General features: G+C 65.2%; 11 protein-coding genes and 1 riboswitch. Of the genes, 4 read left to right on the forward strand and 7 right to left on the reverse strand.

What is annotated here, in order from left to right:
• Positions 1-500: 500 nt before the first annotated feature.
• The 5 genes from QZX93_RS04600 to QZX93_RS04620 form a co-directional block, all read right to left on the reverse strand.
• Positions 501-6974: a glycoside hydrolase family 9 protein gene (locus tag QZX93_RS04600; RefSeq protein ID WP_295393448.1), complete on the reverse strand. Its 6474-nt coding sequence runs from the start codon at positions 6972-6974 to the stop codon at positions 501-503.
• Between the two features lie 75 nt (positions 6975-7049).
• Positions 7050-7298 carry a hypothetical protein gene (locus tag QZX93_RS04605; protein ID WP_295393446.1) on the reverse strand — a complete coding sequence of 83 codons (249 nt, stop codon included), beginning with the start codon at positions 7296-7298 and terminating at the stop codon, positions 7050-7052.
• 59 nt (positions 7299-7357) lie between these two features.
• Positions 7358-8440, reverse strand: a complete 1083-nt coding sequence (locus tag QZX93_RS04610) for an acyltransferase (RefSeq protein WP_295393444.1) — start codon at positions 8438-8440, stop codon at positions 7358-7360.
• A gap of 4 nt (positions 8441-8444) precedes the next feature.
• Positions 8445-9557 (reverse strand): heparan-alpha-glucosaminide N-acetyltransferase domain-containing protein, encoded by a 1113-nt coding sequence (locus QZX93_RS04615; protein ID WP_295393442.1) that lies wholly within the window; start codon positions 9555-9557, stop codon positions 8445-8447.
• Positions 9558-9593: 36 nt separating this feature from the next.
• Positions 9594-11051, reverse strand: coding sequence for an O-antigen ligase family protein (locus QZX93_RS04620; protein WP_295393440.1), 1458 nt, complete (start codon positions 11049-11051; stop codon positions 9594-9596).
• A 167-nt stretch (positions 11052-11218) separates the two neighbouring features.
• Between QZX93_RS04620 and QZX93_RS04625 the strand changes: the two genes are divergently transcribed.
• Genes QZX93_RS04625 through QZX93_RS04635 form a run of 3 tightly spaced genes read left to right on the forward strand, consistent with a single transcriptional unit; the run spans position 11219 to position 13140 of the window.
• Positions 11219-12214, forward strand: coding sequence for a hypothetical protein (locus QZX93_RS04625; protein ID WP_295393439.1), 996 nt, complete (start codon positions 11219-11221; stop codon positions 12212-12214).
• Position 12215: 1 nt separating this feature from the next.
• Positions 12216-12647: a hypothetical protein gene (locus QZX93_RS04630; protein ID WP_295393437.1), complete on the forward strand. Its 432-nt coding sequence runs from the start codon at positions 12216-12218 to the stop codon at positions 12645-12647.
• Positions 12648-12672: 25 nt separating this feature from the next.
• Complete coding sequence (locus QZX93_RS04635; protein ID WP_295393436.1) at positions 12673-13140, forward strand: hypothetical protein; 468 nt, start codon at positions 12673-12675, stop codon at positions 13138-13140.
• Positions 13141-13234: 94 nt separating this feature from the next.
• Here QZX93_RS04635 and thiC read toward each other — a convergent pair whose 3' ends face one another.
• On the reverse strand, positions 13235-15127 hold the full coding sequence (gene thiC / locus QZX93_RS04640) for a phosphomethylpyrimidine synthase ThiC (RefSeq protein WP_295393433.1): 1893 nt from the start codon (positions 15125-15127) through the stop codon (positions 13235-13237).
• A gap of 119 nt (positions 15128-15246) precedes the next feature.
• Positions 15247-15343: riboswitch (TPP riboswitch) on the reverse strand.
• Between the two features lie 201 nt (positions 15344-15544).
• On the opposite strand from thiC, the gene QZX93_RS04645 reads away from it, so the two are divergent.
• The gene (locus tag QZX93_RS04645) at positions 15545-17620 is read left to right on the forward strand and encodes an EAL domain-containing protein (RefSeq protein WP_295393431.1); all 2076 of its coding nucleotides are present in this window, start codon (positions 15545-15547) and stop codon (positions 17618-17620) included.
• 65 nt (positions 17621-17685) lie between these two features.
• On the opposite strand, the gene QZX93_RS04650 is transcribed toward QZX93_RS04645, so the two are convergent.
• The gene (locus QZX93_RS04650) at positions 17686-18015 is read right to left on the reverse strand and encodes a hypothetical protein (RefSeq protein WP_295393429.1); all 330 of its coding nucleotides are present in this window, start codon (positions 18013-18015) and stop codon (positions 17686-17688) included.
• Positions 18016-18819: the final 804 nt, after the last annotated feature.

Here is an 18819-nt window from a genome sequence, read left to right on the forward strand (position 1 = left end):
CTTGGTGCGCCGCACCAGCTGGGCCGCGTCGAATTTCGTCACATCAACCCCAGACCCGGAATCCCTCGTCATTTCCCGCCAGGACTGGCAATGCGTGCTGGATCAACTGGCCTCGACTCCCTGAAATGGCCAAAGTCGAGTTTACATCGTGGCCGTTCATCGGTGCAGGCTTCACGCACCTACAGCCCTGGTAACGCTTATGCTACGACCCGGAATCATGTTCCTCACTATATGGGTGTTCCGGGCGGGAAAAAGATCTGGCAGGCGACAGAGGAAAGGCATAAGAATTTACTAAAAATGGAAAGCGAAGATCATTTGCTAGACTATTTATCGCTAAAGTTTGGAGCTTCAGCGCAATAAAACTAAACCCGGGAATTGCTCACGCCAAGGCGCCAAGCCAGCCTTGGTGCTGTCTGCAAGGCCCCAAACGTTCGGGACGGGGTTGCAAACCCCGTCCCGCCTGGGGCGCATCGCCGTCCTTGCGGTCGGCGAGGATGTCACTAATGCACCGGACCCAGTGAGTCGATCTCCTCCTTGAGCCCGCCGCGGCGCAGCAGTCCGAAGGCCAGGCCGACCTGGGCGTAGTCCGCCACCGTGGGTTCTGACATGGGCGGTAGGCCGCGGGCGTCGGTGTAGCGGCGCAGGACCGGGTAGAGCGGCGCGAATCCGGCCGGATCGGTGGGCAGGGCGGTGCCGATCGACTCCAGCGGTGAGTAGCCGGCGTTCACCGCGGTCATCTCCTGCCACAGTGCGGGCAGGTGGAACATGGGTCCGAGGACCGGGATGCCCTTGATGGGCTGGCCGGGGACGCCGCCCCGATTGAGCTTGGAGAGCGGGAAGTGGGGCGAGCGGGCGCCGAATCCGGTGAGATAGCTCAACGATTGTGGGTTGGCGCCAAGCTCGGTATGGGGGCTCTGCCAGGCGCGGTCCAGATAGTCGGCCTTGCCGGTGAGACGATAGGCCTGAATCAGTGGCAGGGTGGCGCGGGTGGAGACCGCGAATGAACCCCAGCCGGCCAGCCCCAGTGCATGATGGGTGGGGGCGCGGAAGGGGTTGCCGTTGGCCTCGCGGATACGCCAGTCCGCCGCGGCGATGAAGGCACCCCGCGCCTGGGCCGCCACGGCCGGGTTCTTGCCCGGATCGTCGGCGAGCAGGTAGGCCCAGAGCCCGGCCATGGCAAACTCCTTGAAGCTGACCCCGGCGGTGGGGTCGAGCTTGACCTGCGGCAGCAGCGCCTCGAACGCGGCCCGGTAGGGCGCCTCGCCGGTGGTGCGGTAGAGCTCCGCGGCGGCCCACAGGCGATTGTCCAAGACTGAGGCGTCGGCGTAGTCGCCCGCACTGACACCCGCGGGGTTCTTGTAGCGTTGCCCCTCGGCCGGCCAGTCGGCGTGGCTCGCGAGGAAGTCCCAAGCCCGCCGGGCCGCGGCCAACGACTCATCGGCGCGCGCCGGATGGTAGGGCCGGATCAGCCGGGCGTGCAGTGCGCAGGCGGCGGCGAAGGCGGCGGTGGCATGGCTGGTCTTCTCGGCCAGCAGGCGCGGGGTGGCGATGAGATCGGGCGTGACGGCGTCCCAGGTGCGGCTGGCGACCCGTAACCAGACCCCGCCGTCCGCCGGGTCCTGCATGCCGAGCAGCCAGTCCATCCCCCAATCGAGCTCGTCCAGGACGTCGGGGATGCCGTTGCCGGACTCCGGGATGTTGAGATCGCCGTCGGCGAAGCGTTGCGGCGCCAGATCCAGGGCGGCGCCGACCAGATACCAGATCGGGGCGGCATTCGGTACGTATTGGCCATAGTCGCCCGCGTCGAACCAGCCGCGGTGGACCGCGTGGCGGGCGGACGCTCCGGTATCGGTCGTACTGCCCGCGCTCAGTGGGGAGCCGGCGACGGCCTCGTGAAAGGCCGCGTCCATGGCGGGCGGGACCCCGCCTTGGGGCCGTTCATAGCCGGGTTCGGCCCAGGGTGCGACCACTGGGGTCGAGTTGCGGGCGTGGTAGAAGAGTCGCATGGTGGCCTGGTAGGGGGTGTCATAGACCGTGGCGGCGATGGCGAAGGGGTCGGATACCCCGAGCCCCGGCACCCGCAGCCGGTAGCGCCCCGGCTGGTCCAGTGCGGTGAAGTCGGCCTGGTACACGTCGTTGCCGCTCCAGGGGTCCGCCGGTGCGGTGAGGTGGGCCTGGCCGCTCAGGACCGAGGCGCCGGTGTCGGCGTCGATCACCTCAAACCCGGTCGAGTCCACCGGCAAGGGTCCCGCGCTGCCCAGCCAGTTGCCGAGGAAGGCGATCTTGGCGGTCCCCGGGGCATAGCCGACCTGATCGACCTGGATGGAGCCGGAGGTGAGCTCCGGGCGATAGCGCACGGGGAGACTGTGGCAGGCTGCGGCCGGATCGGCGCTGGCACCCAGGGCGGCGCAGGCGTCCAGCCGATAGTCGACCCCGGGGTTCAGCGGGATCGGAAAGAGCAGGTGCAGGCGCGTCTCCAACTGGGGCTGCTTGGCCGTGTCGAAGCCGACCACCTGACGGTCGCCGCCCACCCGGATGGCCGTCTGTGGGCTGCCACCGGCCGCGGGCGTGAGCGTATAGAGCGACGGGTCGCGGGTGGCGACGGCCAGATCGAGCGCGTCGAAACCCAGGGTCAGTGCGCGCGCCGAGCGGGTTTCCGCATACCTGGCCGGTCCAGTGCTCAGTGGTTGCATCTGACGCGTCGCGGCGTCGGCCAGGTCCGCGGTGATGCCGAGCTCGACGGTCGGGGGGATCGGCTTGAAGGTGGCGGTGACACTCTGGGCCGCGCCCATCGCCACCGTGCAGCCCCCGGTCCCGGTCCCGGTACAGGCGCCGCCCCAACCGTAAAACAGGCTGCCGGTCGCCGGGGTGGCGGTCAACGCGACTGCCGTGCCGCCGCTATAGGCTGCGGCGCAATCGGCCGCGCAGTCGATCCCGGCCGGCGCACTGGTGACTGTGCCACTCCCGCTCAAGATGACGGTCAGTGCAAATCGCGGTAGCAAGGTGAAGGTAGCCATACATGATGTGTCCGCATTGAGGGCGAAGGCTGCACCGCAGCTCGCTGGGGTCCAGCCCGCAAAGATCGATCCGTCCGCAGCGCTCGCGCTCGGTGTCACTGCGCTGCCGGCGGCATAACGGCCACCGCCGCCGACCGTCCCGCTCCCGGTGCCGTTCGCCAGCACGCTCAACTGGTGCTGTACCTTACCCGCCGTGTCGATCTCCTCCTTGAGCCCTGCCCGGCGCAGCAGCCCGAAGGCGAGCCCCACCTGGGCGTAGTCGACCACCGTGGGCTTGGACATGGGCGGCAGGCCGCGGGCGTCGGTGTAACGGCGCAGCGCCGGATAGAGTTCGGCGTACCCGGCCGTGGTCGAGGGCAGCGCCGTACCGATCTGCGCGGGCGGGAGGTAGAGCGCGTTCATCGCTTTGATCTCAGCGGACGGCAGGAACTGTGGCCCGAGCACCGGGAGCCCCTTGATGGGGTCGCCGGGGACGCCGTCGCGGGTGAGCTTGGAGAGCGGTAAGCGGGGCGAGCGGGCGCCGAACCCGGTGAGATAGCTCAAGGATTGCGGATTGGCCCCGAGCTGCGGGTGGGGGCTCTGCCAGGCGCGGTCCAGATAGTCGGTCTTACCGGTGAGTCGATAGGCCTGTAACAGCGGCAGGGTGGCGCGGGTGGAGACGCCGAACGAACCCCAGCCGATGACAGCGATGGTCTGATGGACCGGGGCGCGGAAGGGGTTGGCGGTCTCATTGCGTACCCGCCAGTCCGCCGCCGCGACGAAGGCGGCGCTGGCCTGATTGACCAAGCTTGGGTTTTTGCCCTCGCCCTCCGCGAGCAGATAGGCCCAGAGCCCGGCCATGGCAAAGTCCTGGAAGCCGACCCCCGCGGTGGGATCGATCTTGACCTGCGGCAGCAGGGCCTCGACCGCGGCGCGATAGGGCGTCTCGCCGGTGGTGCGGTAGAGCTCCGCGGCGGCCCAGAAACGGTTGTCGCGGAGCGATGCATCCGAGTAGTCGGTGGCACGCACACCTGTTGGGCTTTGGTAGCGTTGCCCCTCGGCGGGCCAGTCGGCATGGCTCGCAAGGAAGTCCCAGGCGCGGCGTGCGGCGGCCAGGGCCACCTCGGCGCGCTCCGGTTGGTAGGGCCGGATCAGCCGGGCGTGCAGGGCGCAGGCGGCGGCGAAGGCGGCGGTCGCGTGGCTGGTCTTTTCAAACAGCAGGCGTGGGGTGGCGATCAGGTCGGGCGGGACCGCGTCCCAGGTGCGGCTGCCGACCCGGAACCAGACCCCGCCGTCGGCGGGGTCCTGCATCGAGAGCAGCCAGTCCAGGCCCCAATTGAGCTCGTCCAGCAGGTCCGGGATGCCGTTGCCGGACTCCGGGATGTTGAGGTCGCCGTCGCCGAAGCGCAGCGGTGCGAGATCGAGCGTGGCGCCCACCAGATACCAGATTGGGGCCGCGTTGGGGACATACTGGCCGTAGTCGTCGGAGTCGAACCAGCCATGGCTCACCGGGTGCCGGGCGGTGGCTGCGGTGTCGGTCGTGCTGCCGGCGCTCAGGGGCGAGGCGGCCACGGCGGCGTGGAAGGCCGCGTCCATGGCGGGCGGGACCCCGCCCTGGGGGCGTTCATAGCCGGGCTCGGCCCAGGGCGCGACCACCGTGGTCCCGTTGCGGCTGTGGTAGAAGAGTCGCAGTGCGGCCCGATAGGGTGCGTCGTAGACATCGGCGGCGAGGCTGAAGGGGTCGGACACCCCGAGCCCGGCGACCCGCAGCCGGTAGCGACCCGGGCGGTCCAGTGCGCTGAAGTCTGCCTGGTACACGTCATTGCCGCTCCAGGGGTCGGCCGGGGCGGTGAGGTTGGCCTGGCCGCTGAAGACCGACTCGCCAGTCGCCAGATCGACCACCTCAAAGCCGGTCGAGTCCACCGGCAAGGGCCCGGCGCTGCCCAGCCAGTTGCCGAGGAAGGCGATCTTGGTGGTGCCCGGGGCATAGCCGACCTGGTCGACCTGGATGGAGCCGGAGACGAGCGCCGGGTCGTAGCGAACCGCAATCGAGTGACAGGGTGCCGCCGGATCGGCGCTGCCACCCAGCGCGGCGCAGGCGTCCAGGCGATAGTCGACACCGGGGCGCAACGGGGTCGGGAACAGCAGGTGCAGGCGCGTCTGCGCCACCGGCAGATTGGCGGCATCGAGACCGACGGCCTGGCGGTCGCCGCCTACCCGGGTGGCCGTCTGGGCGCTGCCGGCGGCCGGATCGCTGAGGCGATAGAGCGCCGGGTCGCGGGTGGCGACGCCCAAATCCAGCGAGTCGAAGCCCAGGGTCAGTGCGCGCGCCGAGCGCGTCTCCACAGACCGGGCCGGCCCCGTGCGCAGTGGTTGCAACTGACGCTCGGAGCTGTCGGCCAGGGTCGCGGTGATGCCCTGTTCGATATAGCCCGGGATCGCCTTGAAGGTGGCGGTGACGGTCTTGGCCGCGCTCATCGGCACCACACAGGCCCCGGTGCCGGTGCAGGCACCGCTCCAGCCGGAAAAGGTGTAGCCGACGGCGGGCGAGGGGGTCAGTGCGACCGCGGTGTCGCCGGCATAGGCCGCCGTGCAATCGACCCCGCAGTAGATCCCAGCCGGTGTACTGGTGACCGCGCCACTCCCGCTGAGTTTTGCGGTGAGGGTGTAGGTGGGGAGCAGGTCGAAGATGGCGGTACAGGTGGTGTTGGCAGCGATGGCGAAGGCGACACCGCAACCGGCCGGGGTCCAGCCGGTCAAGGTCGAGCCGTTGGCGGGGGTCGCGGTGGGGGTTACCGTGGTGCCGGCATCGAAACGCCCGGCGCCGCCGACCGTGCCGGCACCAACACCGTTCTTGTGTACATTGAGCTGGTAGCCGACGGGCGGGCGCTCGCGTTTGATGGCTGGCCAGATGGCCGCCAGCGTATCGAACTGGAGGCCGTCGAGATCGGCAAATTGCGCCTGGCCGTCGTCTAACCGCTCGACCGCGCCGCCGCCTTGACCGAGGCCAACCAGGATCTCGCCGCGCAGGTCGCCGTCGCTGTCACCCACCACTGGATGGGTCTCGCCATTGGCCTCATTGTATGCCGGCCAGTCGATCGCGAGCGAGCCGAGGGAGGTCAGCGCGGACGCGGTGTAATTGAAAAGCTCAAGATAGCCACCACCCGAGCGCCCCAGACCGATGACGATCTGGTGGGTGCCGTCCCCATTCAGATCGCCAATGGCAGGGCGGGTCTCGCCCACCGCGCTGGCATAATCGCTCCACGACAGATTGCCACGGAGCTCATCGCTCCATGGGTCCTGTCCAGCGGCAAGGCGGGCCGCATCGAACCCCGTCTTGACCAGGAAGGTCCCGGCGCCGCCCTCGCCCAGGCCGACCACCAGCGCACTGCGTCCAGTGCCATCGAGATCGCCGAGTGCCGGCCAGGTCTCGCCATTGGCCTGAGCGTAGTCCGGCCAGTTGATGTCGGCCCAACCGAGCGCTGACACGGCGCCATCGGTAAAGCGGAAGACCTCCACCAGCCCATTGCCGCCACGCCCGAGGCCGATGACGATCTCGGCCTTGCCGTCGCCATCGGTATCGCCCACCGCGGGGCGTGTCTCACCATTGCTTGAATTGTAGTCCGGCCAGTCGACCTGACCCCAGGCCAATAGCGAAAAATCGTCATCGAGGATTTCAAACCGGCCGTCCGGCAGGCCGCTCTGGCCGACCGGGGCAAAGCCGATGATGACCTCATCTTTGCCATCGCCGTCGATGTCGCCGGTGGCAATGCGCGCCTCACCGCTCGCGGCGTTGTATTCAGGCCAGCCGATGGGGACGGTCTGGTCGATCGTGAGATCCGGGTTGACGACCTCGATCTGCCCGTCTCCCTTGCTAAAGAGGTATGTGAAGGGTCCGGCGGCTACCGCGTCAGCGGGTGCGTACACCGCGGACAGGGCCAGCAAGGCCAGGCCGAACAACCGCGTGGGCAAGTGCATAGCATTATTCATCGTCATCGCCCTGTGGGTCGTGATCCGCCTATCCCATTTTGCGTTCATTTGCGGACAATTCATCTATTGAGGCCGATGTGGCAGCGTCCGCAGCAGCGGCTCGGCATTCGGTAGGGCGCCCAATACCGGCAGCCCCAGATAGCGTGCCATTTGTCGTTGCGATCTGAACGATCGATCCGCCAGTTGAAAAATGCCGATGAGTCGCATCACCCCCAGGGCCGACAACAGCAGCACCAGCAAGGCCGGTCGCCGGCGCTGGGGCTTCCATAGCGATCGCTGGTCGACCACGATGAGGTCGCGGGCGGCCTGCAAGCGCGGCGGCGTCGGCGGTACTCCCGGGCGGGTGCGCGCCGCTCCCTCAGCGACTCTTTTCAGGAGTCGCTCTTGGTCTTTGATTTGCGCTGCATCAAGGGCGCGTGCCGCCGATACCAGGCCTCGACCGAGACCCGCGCCGGGGTCTCGAACAGCCCCTGAACCCCCAGTCGCCGCAGGAGTTGCAGCGCCAGCAACGGGAGCAGGAGGCCCGCGAGGCACCCGACCACGACATGGACCCCGGCGTCCTGTATTCCCAGGAACCGGCCGAGCAGGACCCGGGCGCCGCTGGCGGCCAGGACGTGCATCAGGTAGATCGCCATGGAGGCGCGCCCCAGGATCAGGACCCAGCGCTTCGGGACGCGTGCCAGCCAGAGCGACAGGCTGGCCACGGCCAGGATCGAGACGACGGCCACCAGCAGTGAGGCGACCCCGATGTCGGAGAACACCATCCCCAGTTGGATATGGAAGCCATACTGCACGGCTACGAAGGCAATGGCCCCGGCTGCCGCCCAGACCCCCGAGTGTCCCAGCAGGCGGTCCTTGACGGTGTAGAACCAGACCCCGAGGGCGAAGAAGACGAAATTCTTGACGACGAAGTAGGAGTGTAGCACCGAAGGGATGCTGGCCTGGAAGACATAGGCCAGGGCCGCGACGGCCAGTAACCCCCACAGGAACGGCCGGGTCTCGCGGCGGTAGACCAGGATGGCGGTCATGATCACCAGAAACAGGGCATAAAGAAACCAGAATTGGGCGCGCGGGTTCCATAGTTCGAGGACCTCGGTGAGGCCCAGATGACCGTTGGTGTAGCGGGCGAGCCAGACCTCGATCAACCCCTGGATCAGGGACCACAGGATATAGGGGTAGAGGATGGTGTCGACCTTGTTTGCGGCCAGTGCGACCGGGCCGCGCCGCCGCAGCGAGTGCAAGAAGAACAGCCCGGAGAGAAAGAAGAACAGCGGCATGTGGAAGCTGTAGAGGATGCTGTCCACCAGCCGGTAGAGCGGCCCGTCGATGGGTATGCCGGCGTTGAACACGCCGCGCGCCACATGACCATAGACCACCAGTACGATGCCGATGGCCTTGGCATAATCGACCCAGGCGTCGCGTCCGCCGGCCGGGCCCTGTGCTAACTCTGTCATGGTCTCAGCGCCCCCGCGCCGGTTGGGCCGCCGGCCAGGCGACGCCCTTCAGCACCTGGGTCATGGCGGCATAGTACAAGGAGAAGACCAGTCCCAGGGCGAGTTCGGTGAGGACCAGCGGCGCCCCGGCGGGCAGGACCAGCGGGGCGGTGAGGACCAGCGCCAGCAGGACGATCCAGGCTGGGAATCTGGCCATCAGGGCGGGGACACGCAACGCCCCGAAGAGCGGCGGCAGGACCCACATCAGGGCGATGGAGGCCACCGCGACCGTGGGCCAAATCCAATAAGTCCCCCAGATTCCTTGGGTATAGTGCCGTATCAGCCAGATTACCCCGATGTGGACATAAAGAAAGAGGAGCGAATACTTCCCCAGCCAGAGCAGCGGGGGGAAGGCCCGCGCGACGAATGCTTGGGGTAGCCGGCGGGCGACATAAAATGACACCGAAGTAATGAGCAGTGAGAACAGGAAATAGCCCAGTGTCATATCCCAGCGGTTGTCGATGCCGAGTGTCAGACCCAGACCCCAGGCCGCACCCATCGCGAGTAGCGCGGCCCCGGCGAGCATGAGATTGTGCCGGTTGGGTGCGAGGTAACAAAACATGCCGAGGAAGAACGGGAACAGCCAGGGGATGATGACAAAGTTACCGGGTTTCACGAAGACATAGGCGAGATAACCGAGTCCCCACGAATCAGGCGGCAGGGTGTCAATGGCCAACTTGAGCGCGAAGACGATGACCGCTGCAGCGAGGTGAAACCAGGGGCCCGGGTTGATAAAGCGTTGCACCAGGTACAGGGTCAGGACGCCCACTGCAATGATTTGGAGGATGTCCATGTCGAACGGGACCCAGAAATTATCCGCTGGCCTCACCATGGCGGTGAAGCTCAGTCCCAGCAGAAAGATCATGGTATAGGTGATGGCGATGCCAGCGACCGGATATTTGCGCGCCTGAAAGTTGGCGGTGATCCCGGAGACGGCAAAGAACAGGATGGGGGCGAAGCTGCCGAGGAAGGTCAGTGCCTTGGATAACAGGTCGAGCTGCAACTGGGTGTGGGCCAAGAGCATCAGGACGCAGGCTACGCCCTTGAGTAGATCGAGTGACAGGTCGCGCTCGCGCATATGAGTCAGTCTCCCGGGTGGTTGGGGCGCATCGGTTCAACGCCGTTGGGGGCCGGTTGCTGGCCGCTTGGCGGGCCGCGCCGCGCCCTGGCGCTGGGTCATCGTCAGGTACAGCATGGCCAGCCGGTTCTTCTTGTCTTGTTCCAGCTTGAGCCGCTCGCGTTCCACCCGATCCAGCGAGGTCACGAAGCCGGCGAGCATGAAATAGGTGAGCGTAATCTGGAGGGTGCGGAAGTTCCACTCCAGGGTGCCGACGAGCCAATTGATGACAAAGGCAGTCAGTATACCGATGGCCAGGACCCGTTCCAGACAGTCCCGGCGTTTGAGGATAAAAAGCAATGCAATCAACATGAAGCCGGCGGTCAGCAGGGTGTAGAGTAGCACGCCGATGATGCCGAGCTCCGCATAGTGCAGCCAAAAGATGTGATGGGCAATACCTCGATCCAGTGGGGCCAGGTCCTCGCCATAGGGCATATAGTTAATCGCATAGGAATAGTTGTTGAGCCCCACGCCGAAGAAATAGTCGTGTCCCATGTGGCCCGAGGCCACATTGGCCCCTTTGCGGGACTCCCCGGACTCCTCCGGCGCCGTCTCGAAGCGTTGAATGATCGGCGGCAGTATGACTGCCAGGACCGGGATGGAGAGCAGGATCAACAGCCCGATGACCGAGAACTTTTTCTTGATCTTGACTGACTTCTGCTTGAGGAAAAAGCTCATGGCGACGATCATGGTGAAGCCCATGACGGTGGTGGCCATACCGCCCCGCGACAGGGTAGCCACGCTGGTCAGGACCCCGGCCCCGAGTGCCGCCCAATAGATCAGTGTGCGCTTGTCGAAGAGCTTCTCGCTGTCCTGCATGAGGACGGCGAAGATGATAAAGTTCAGTATGTTCTGGAAGGTGGCCAGGCCATTCTGGTGGTCGAATGAACCGCGCGGCGGAAAGACCCCGCGGGTATATTTGTCCATCAACACCTGGGTGAAGCTGTAGAAGGTCATGCCCACCACGGTCCAGATTACGAAGCGCAGGTCGTCCTCGCTGCGGATGAAGTTGTAGGCGACCCAGAAGGTGGCATAGGCGCGGATCAGTTTGCTGACACCGAACACGGCAAACTGAGGGATCAGTGCGGTGCCGATGGTGAAGATAGAATAGCCCAGATAGAGCACCAGCAACACCTCGTTGGGGTTACGGGTGTAGAGCTTGCGCTTGCGCCAGCGGGGCGCCTTGTGCATCGCCACGATCATGGTGATGACGAGCCAATCGGTGACGCCGAACTCCAGGCCGCGGATGTCCCCGCGATAGAGCGTATAGCTGAAGAGTGTCATCTTCACCGGGTTGATGGCCATGAACCAGATCCCGGCCATGCACACCCGGTCCATCCAGGCATACTTGATGGCCAGGGGGATGGCAAATGACAGGAAGCCGACCGTCAGGCCCATGAAGACCAGGTGCTTGGCGAGGATCGGCTCGGACCAAAGTTCGGGCGGGAGCGTCAACTGGGATACCCGTCGGTCGGTGGGCGGCGTGCGGCAGCGGCCAGGCGCGTCGTGGGAGGTGGGTGCGTGGGTCCCGATCTTACGCCCGCCGGCCGGGCGTTTCCGTGTTGAAAGCGGCAGGTTCGGCGCGTACCATGCCGACGATCCAGAATTGCGGCATATATCACATGATCGCGCAGACTGCCAGGTTCATCAAGCAACTCATCCAGGGCGACGCCCTGCCGGCCTACGTGATTTTTCGCGAGCCGGCGGTGGTCATCAGTTATTTTGAGGACTTCGTCAAACACCGCGACGCGATCCTCAAGGCCCTGGCCGGGTCCAAGCCGCACCTGATCTTCCAGTTTGGCTGGCACCGGGAGACGCCCGAGCGGGCCGCGGAGGTGGCGGCAGAGGCCGCGGTGGTCCACCGGCTCTGCCCGGAGGCGGAGCTGATCTTCCTGTGTAATTCCGAGCGCGAGGTCGCCCTGATCGCGGGTGTCGGCCTGCGGGCCGAGTATTGTCATCAGAACGCCTTTCTCGACGAAGGCCATTATCGACTCTATGATCGGCCGATCAAATACGACGCCATCTACCTTGCTCGCATCACGCCGTTCAAGCGCCACCACCTGGCCGTGGGGGTGAAGTCCCTGCGCCTGATCGGCGATCATTCCCCCCAGGAAGCGGGCTATTTCGCCGAGGTCATGCGTGAGTTTCCGCAGGCGAGTTGGCAGCGCAAGGTCTTTTCGCGCTTCGTCTCTCGTGCGATTTGCGAGGCCCATTGCGGGCTTTGCCTCTCGGCGGAGGAGGGGGCCATGTTTGTCAGCGCCGAGTATCTGTTGTCCGGGCGCCCCTTGGTCTCGACCCGCAACCTGGGCGGCCGGGACGCCTTTTTCGCGCCGGCCTATGCCTATATTGCCGAGGACACTGCCGATTCGGTGCGTGATGGGGTGGCGGCGATGAAACGTTGTGCGGTGACCCCGGCGGAGATCCGGCAGCGCACCATCGATAAGTTCCAGCCCCATCGCCGTCGTCTGATCGCCATCCTGCAGGACATCTGCGATCGGGCCGGTGTGAAGCATGACGCGGCGGCAGAATGGCCGAGCTATTTCACCCACAAATTCGGTCTGCGCTGTTTCAACGGGCCGCGGGTGCGTTTGACGCGCATCCTCAAGCGCAGGAAATAGCGTGTCGACGGCGCGGCGTTGGGTCTATCTGACGCTGTTGCTGCTGGGCTACAGCGCGGCCGGCTGGTTGCTGGCGGCCTTTCAGGTACACTGGTGGGTTTGGTTGGTCACCTTCGGGCTGACGCTGCATCTCATTCGCTGCGGTCCGGCGGCCATCGTGCCGGCGAGTGCTTGGGTAACCGGTGTCATGTTCGTGGCGGCGGTGACCAAGGCGTGGGCGCCGCTATGGGGCCTGCGCTTTCCCTATGAGCATGCGCAGTTGTGGGCGCTGGGGTTGCTGCTCATCTGGTTGGGTGCGATCGTCAGCATGGTGCTGTTGGCATTGGCACCGCCATTCGTGGTTGGCGTCCGCGAGCGCGGCGAAGGCATCGCCGCCTATAGCTTGTCGATCTTGGTTGGGACGGCGCTGGCGGGTGGCGGATTGTTATACTGAAGGCGTTTAAACGAGCGGTTCAAGAATGAACACCAGGTCCTCGAATGACGACGTTATCACTGATCTGCAATACCGCCAAAAGACCCCCGACTATTACCTCGCGACCTTGGCCCCGGCAATCCGTTCGGGCTTGACTGCGCCGCAACTTGAAGCCATCGCCGCGTTGTTGGCGGCGGCGATTCCCCAGGCCACGCCGAAACTCGTCGATGTGAGATTCAGTATCGACCTACTGCTGTCCCGGTTTTGTATCGTGTTGCTGGTGGGTAAAGACAGTCGCCGGCAGCGGCGCCTGCCACTGCCGGAATCCATTGTAAAAATAGCCAATCCGGTGGCGGTCATTGTGCTGCTTGTCCTTCTCAACCTGCTGATCAGTCTATTTATTTTCTTGCTTGCCTATTTGGTTAAATCGGCCCTCGGCATCGATCTTTTCTCCGGCATTAGCCTCTGGGATAAACTGCAAGAGGTCGGGAGGTGTCTGGTTGGCCGGCCTTGATAGCGGACCTTGATCGGCGTTGCGGAAACAGCCGCAAAATAATGATCGCTGACACCGCTGGAGCGGTGTCACGAGGGTGAGTTGGCGCTCGCGATCAGACCTCCTGGTAAATCTTCGCCCCTTCCTTCACGAACTCCTGCGCCTTCTCCTTCATCCCCTCCTCGATGGCGATCTCCAGGCTGTCCAAGCGATGGGCCTGGGCGTAATCGCGCACGTCCTGGGTGATACGCATGGAACAGAAATGCGGCCCGCACATGGAGCAGAAATGCGCGACCTTGTGCGACTCGTGGGGCATGGTCTGGTCGTGGAATTCGCGCGCCCGCTCGGGGTCGAGCGAGAGATTGAACTGGTCGTCCCAGCGGAATTCAAAGCGGGCCTTGGAGAGTGCGTTGTCGCGCACCTGGGCGCCGGGCAGACCCTTGGCGAGGTCGGCTGCGTGGGCGGCGATCTTATAGGTGACAATGCCCTCGCGGACGTCCTGCTTGGTGGGCAGCCCCAGATGCTCCTTGGGCGTTACATAACAGAGCATGGCGGTGCCGTACCAGCCGATATTGGCCGCGCCGATGCCTGAGGTGATATGGTCATAGGCCGGGGCGATATCGGTGATCAATGGCCCCAGGGTATAGAAGGGTGCCTCGAAACAGTCGGTCAACTCCTTGTCCATGTTCTCCTTGATCATCTGCAATGGCACATGGCCGGGCCCCTCGATCATCACCTGCACATCGTGCTGCCAGGCGATGCGGGTGAGCTCACCCAAGGTCTCCAGCTCGGCGAATTGGGCGGTGTCGTTGGCGTCGGCAATCGAGCCCGGGCGCAGGCCGTCCCCCAGGCTGAAGGCCACGTCATAGGCCTTCATGATCTCGCAGGTCTCCTCGAAATGGGTATAGAGGAAGTTCTCCTGGTGATGGGCCAGGCACCACTTGGCCATGATGGAACCGCCGCGGGAGACGATGCCGGTCAACCGGTCCGCGGTGAGCGGCACATAGCGCAGCAGCACCCCGGCGTGGATGGTGAAATAGTCCACCCCCTGCTCGGCCTGCTCGATGAGGGTATCGCGGAAGATCTCCCAGGTGAGCTCCTCCGGGCGGCCGTCGACCTTCTCCAAGGCTTGATAGATGGGGACGGTGCCGATGGGCATGGGGGCGTTGCGCAGGATCCACTCGCGGGTCTCGTGGATGTTCTTACCGGTGGACAGGTCCATCAGGGTATCGCCGCCCCAGCGGGCGGACCAGACCATCTTCTCGACCTCGTCGGCGATGGATGAGGTGATCGCCGAATTACCTATGTTGGTATTGATCTTCACCCGGAAGTTGCGCCCGATGATCATCGGCTCCACTTCCGGGTGATTGATGTTGGCCGGGATGATGGCCCGGCCGCGGGCGACCTCGTCGCGCACGAAGGCGGGGGTGATGGTCTCGGGCAGCGCGGCGTCGAACGACTGGCCGCGGTGCTGACGCAGGAGCTTGGTATAGCGCGGGTCGGCCCTCAGTTCATCGAGCCGCAGACTCTCCCGGATGGCGCAATACTCCATCTCTGGGGTGACGATCCCGGCGCGGGCATAGTGCATCTGGGTGACATTGCGCCCGGCCAAGGCCCGGCGCGGGGTGCGCAGGTGCTCGAAGCGCAGGTGGGCCAGCGCGGGGTCGGCCTGACGGTCGTGCCCGAACTTGGAACTGGGCGCGGTGAGCCGCTGGGTGTCGCCGCGGTCCTCGATCCAGGCGGAGCGTAGATCGGGCAGGCCGGCCAGTAGATCGATGGCGACCGCCGGGTCGGTGTAGGGGCCGGAGGTGTCGTAGATGAAGACCGGCGGGTTGTGCTCGGTCTGGGTGCTGGCGTGGGTGGGGCTCAAGGTCACCTCGCGCATGGGCACCCGCAGGTCGGGTCGCGACCCCGCCACGTAGAGCTTGCGTGAATTGGGGAAGGGTTTGGTGACCTCGTCCGACAGTCGGGCGGTCTGTTGGACGAACTCGTTCGGGATGGCGCTCATGGTGGTCCTCGCGGGGCAAGCTGGCGCACGCTGGCGCCATGTCTGTCGATGATCGGGCTGCTGCGGGCGATCGGGAGGGCGGGCGGGCAAGCGAGGACGCACGCCCGGCGGGTCTTCCGGCGGGCGTTCGCCTGCTTTCCTGCGCCGGCATGATCCGGATCAGGTTCAAAGGGACTGTCTCAGCCCGACCGCGGTCGGACACCCCCAGCAGGTTCGGTGGGTGGAACCTATCGAAATGTCGAGCGGATTTCAACCGCCAAGGTAGCGGCCGGTGGCGGGCCGGCGCTATGCGGCAAGCAAGCCACCTGGATTCGCGCTACCTTAGACACCTGAGGAAGCGCCGGGCGTCCCTTGCGCCCGGGGTCGTGGGCCGCCGGCTAGGGCCGCGGGTCAGCAACAGTTAGAGAGATTCGCCAGATGGTTAATCCATATACGCACGCGGCGCCAAACAATCGGGTCTATTACCTGGGTGCCGACTCCCTCCTGGGCCGCGACCTGAGCTCGCTCCTCAACCAGAAAGGGCTGATACTCAAGACCTTCGAGCAGCCGGACGCGCTGATCGACGCGGCCGGGGAGGCCGCACCGGCGGTGCTGATCCTAGAGTTGGGCCGGTTGCCGGCGGACCGGACCCTGGAGCACTTCGTCAACGCGCTGACCGGGGTCGGGGCGGATCGCCCGGAACTCATCTGCATCGCCCCGGAGGAGGATATCGAGACCCGCCTGCACGCGGTGCGCGCGGGTGCCCAGGGCGTCTTCGTGGCCCCGGTGGCGGCCGCCGACCTGGCCCAGAAGGTGACTCAGATCAGCGGGATCGCCGGCATCGCCCCGTACCGGGTGCTGGTGGTGGAGGACGACCAGGCCCAGGCCAAGTACATTGCGCTGTTGCTCAGCAACTCGGGCTTCGAGCCGCGGGTGCTCGGCCAGCCGCTCAAGGTGTTGGAGGCCATCCGTGAGTTCCGTCCCGACCTGGTCTTGATGGATCTGTACATGCCCGATGCCAACGGGGATGAGCTCACCGCGGTCATCCGCGACCAGGACGAATTTTTCGACCTGCCGATCATCTTTCTGTCCTCCGAGCGCGACCTGGACAAGCAGATGGACGCCCTGCGCCTAGGCGGAGACAGCTTCATCGCCAAGCCGGTCCAGCGCAAGCTACTGTGCGAGTCCATCGACCACCGCATCCGCATGACCCGCTGGCTGCGCGAGCGCCGGCAGGCGGTCAACCGGCGCGATGCCGCCACCGGCCTGCTGCAGAAGGAGCACTTCATGCGCCAACTGGACCGGTGCGTGCGCAGCCCGGGGCCGCTCAACGACGGCTGCGGCCTGTTGCAGATCGAGGTCGACTCGCCCCACGAGACCCTGGACCGGCTCGGCCTGGATGGCACCGAGCGGTTGCTGCGGCAATTGGAGATCCGGCTCAGTAACCACATGACCCCGGAGGAGAGCGCGACGCGCCTGGGCGATTTCAGTTACGCACTGATCGCCAAGCGCGGCGGTGCCCAGGATCTGGTCGAGCTGGCGCAGCGCCTGCGCGGCGCACTGATCGACCCGGCGTTGAATGGCGTCGGGGTGGCCCGCGGGACCACCTTGAGCATCGGCATTGCCGGCTTTATTCCCGCAGCGGACGATGCGGTCACCATGATCTCCCGCGGCCAGAAGGCGGCGATGGCGGCGCGCCACGAGGGTGGCGATCGGGTGGTCTGTTGGACCCCCGTGGTGGCGTCTGGACCAGCGGCGGATGGGGAGTCGCAGATCCGCGCATTGCTGGAGGAGGCGATCGGCAACCAGGGCCTGATGCTGCTCTTTCAGCCCATCGTCTCACTGGGCCAGGAGACCGGTGAATTCTATGAGGCCCAGTTGCGTCTGAGCGCCCCGGACGGTGAGCACATACCGCCTCAGGACTTCCTGCCGGTGGCGGAGCGTTGCGCGCTCATGCCGACCATCGACCGCTGGGTGATCAAGCGGGCACTGGATGTGATCGATATCCAGCGGGTGGTCCATCCCCGGTTGCGCCTGCTGGTCCACCAGACCGTGGCCTCGGTGGCCGCCGCCCATTGGCTGCCCTGGTTCCGCGATCAGATCGTGCAGCGCAACCTGGTGCGGCTGCGGCCCTTGCTGGAGTTCCAGCTCGCCGATGTCCGCACCGACCTGGACGCCGCCAAGTCGCTCATCGTCAACCTCCGTAAATACGGCGTCCAGGTGTGCATCGCCAATTGCTCCGGGAGCCCGGCCGATATCGAATTGCTGGCGGACCTGGAGGTGAATCTGGCCAAGCTCTCATTCCATACCCTGACCAATACCGAGCAGGGCGAATTGACTGACATCGTCCGCGCCCTGCGCGATCACGGGATCGCCGTGATCGCCGCCGGTATCGAGGACCCGGAGACCGTCGCCCGCGTCTGGAACTGCCGCCCGGACTTCCTGCAAGGCAGCTATCTGCAACTGCCCAGCGCGGACCTGAGCTTCGACTTTACCAAGCCGGAGTATGTCTAATATTTGACCCTGGCCGCTTAACTCCCATGCTCAAGCCCCGCGAGCCCCATCGCTTGTGGGGCTTGTCAGTGGTGCAGATCCTTACGCTCCAAAAGTTCCTTCAGCCGTGCGCGTTCCGCGTCGTCGAGCCCGCCCAGGATGTCCTCGGGCGACATACCCCGCAGGCGCTCCTCGCTCGGCAGCCCGCGCAGGCGCTCCTCGGGCGGCAATTCTTGTACCAATTCCAACGCCAGATCGTGGCGGAAGTCCTCGAAGGTGTACGGCATGGCAATACCCAGTTCGCGGTAGCGGTGATAGATCTCGTTGAGTACTGGCACGTGGTCGGGCTGGCGCCAGCGATAGGTCTTGGCCCCCTGCTGGACCTTGTCCGCCCGGAAGCTGAACAGGTCCCACATCGAGCACCTGACGCTTGCGCGCAAGGCCTTTTAGCATCTCCACGGCCTCCATCTCCACGGCGTACTCGGTTCAGGTGAAGTAGTCGCACAGGGCCAAGCCGAAGAGTCGGTGCCAGTTGATCATAGATCGGTGCCTCACCCCGCAGGGCCGTTTACCGGTTGGCAGTATAGGGCATGGACATTCTCGGCGCAGAGCGCCCGACACATGCGTGACACCGCTGGAGCGGTGTCACGACCGCGGGCTGATGTGCGGCGGCCGGGATAGGCTTGCGATACCGCTTTCTCGTGACGCCGCTCCAGCGGTGTCACGGCTGAATTTGGCGCTCTGCGCCGCGTGCGCCGATGGTCCGACCATAGGGTCAACCTAAACCCAGGAATTGCTCACGCCAAGGCGCCAAGCTCGCCAAGAAATACAATCAGGTAGAGCGACTATCCAGATCACCCTCCGGGTGATTGGCGCAACGCTGATAACGTACTGAAAAGTCTTGGCGAGCTTGGCGCCTTGGCGAGACAACTGCTCTTTCTGGGGTCAAAGCTGCGTAATTGAACCGGAGAGTACGCCGGGTTCTTGCCGTCGCTTAGGCCGAAGTTTGTGTTCTCTGTTGCCGCCTGGTTTCCCGGCGGTGCCACGCTATCTCTGCCATACGACGATTCGTTCCCGGCTCCTGGCAGAACCGGACTTGGAGTGTTACACCATCCGGCTCCCAGTTTGAGTCCTCCTCGATTTGACAGACCCAAAGACCCATCACCTTCAGACGCCACGCATCCAAGGACGCCCTTCGCTAACGTGCTTCGCCCAAGGGC

It is taken from the genome of uncultured Thiodictyon sp. (assembly GCF_903946935.1).
Lineage (GTDB): Bacteria > Pseudomonadota > Gammaproteobacteria > Chromatiales > Chromatiaceae > Thiodictyon.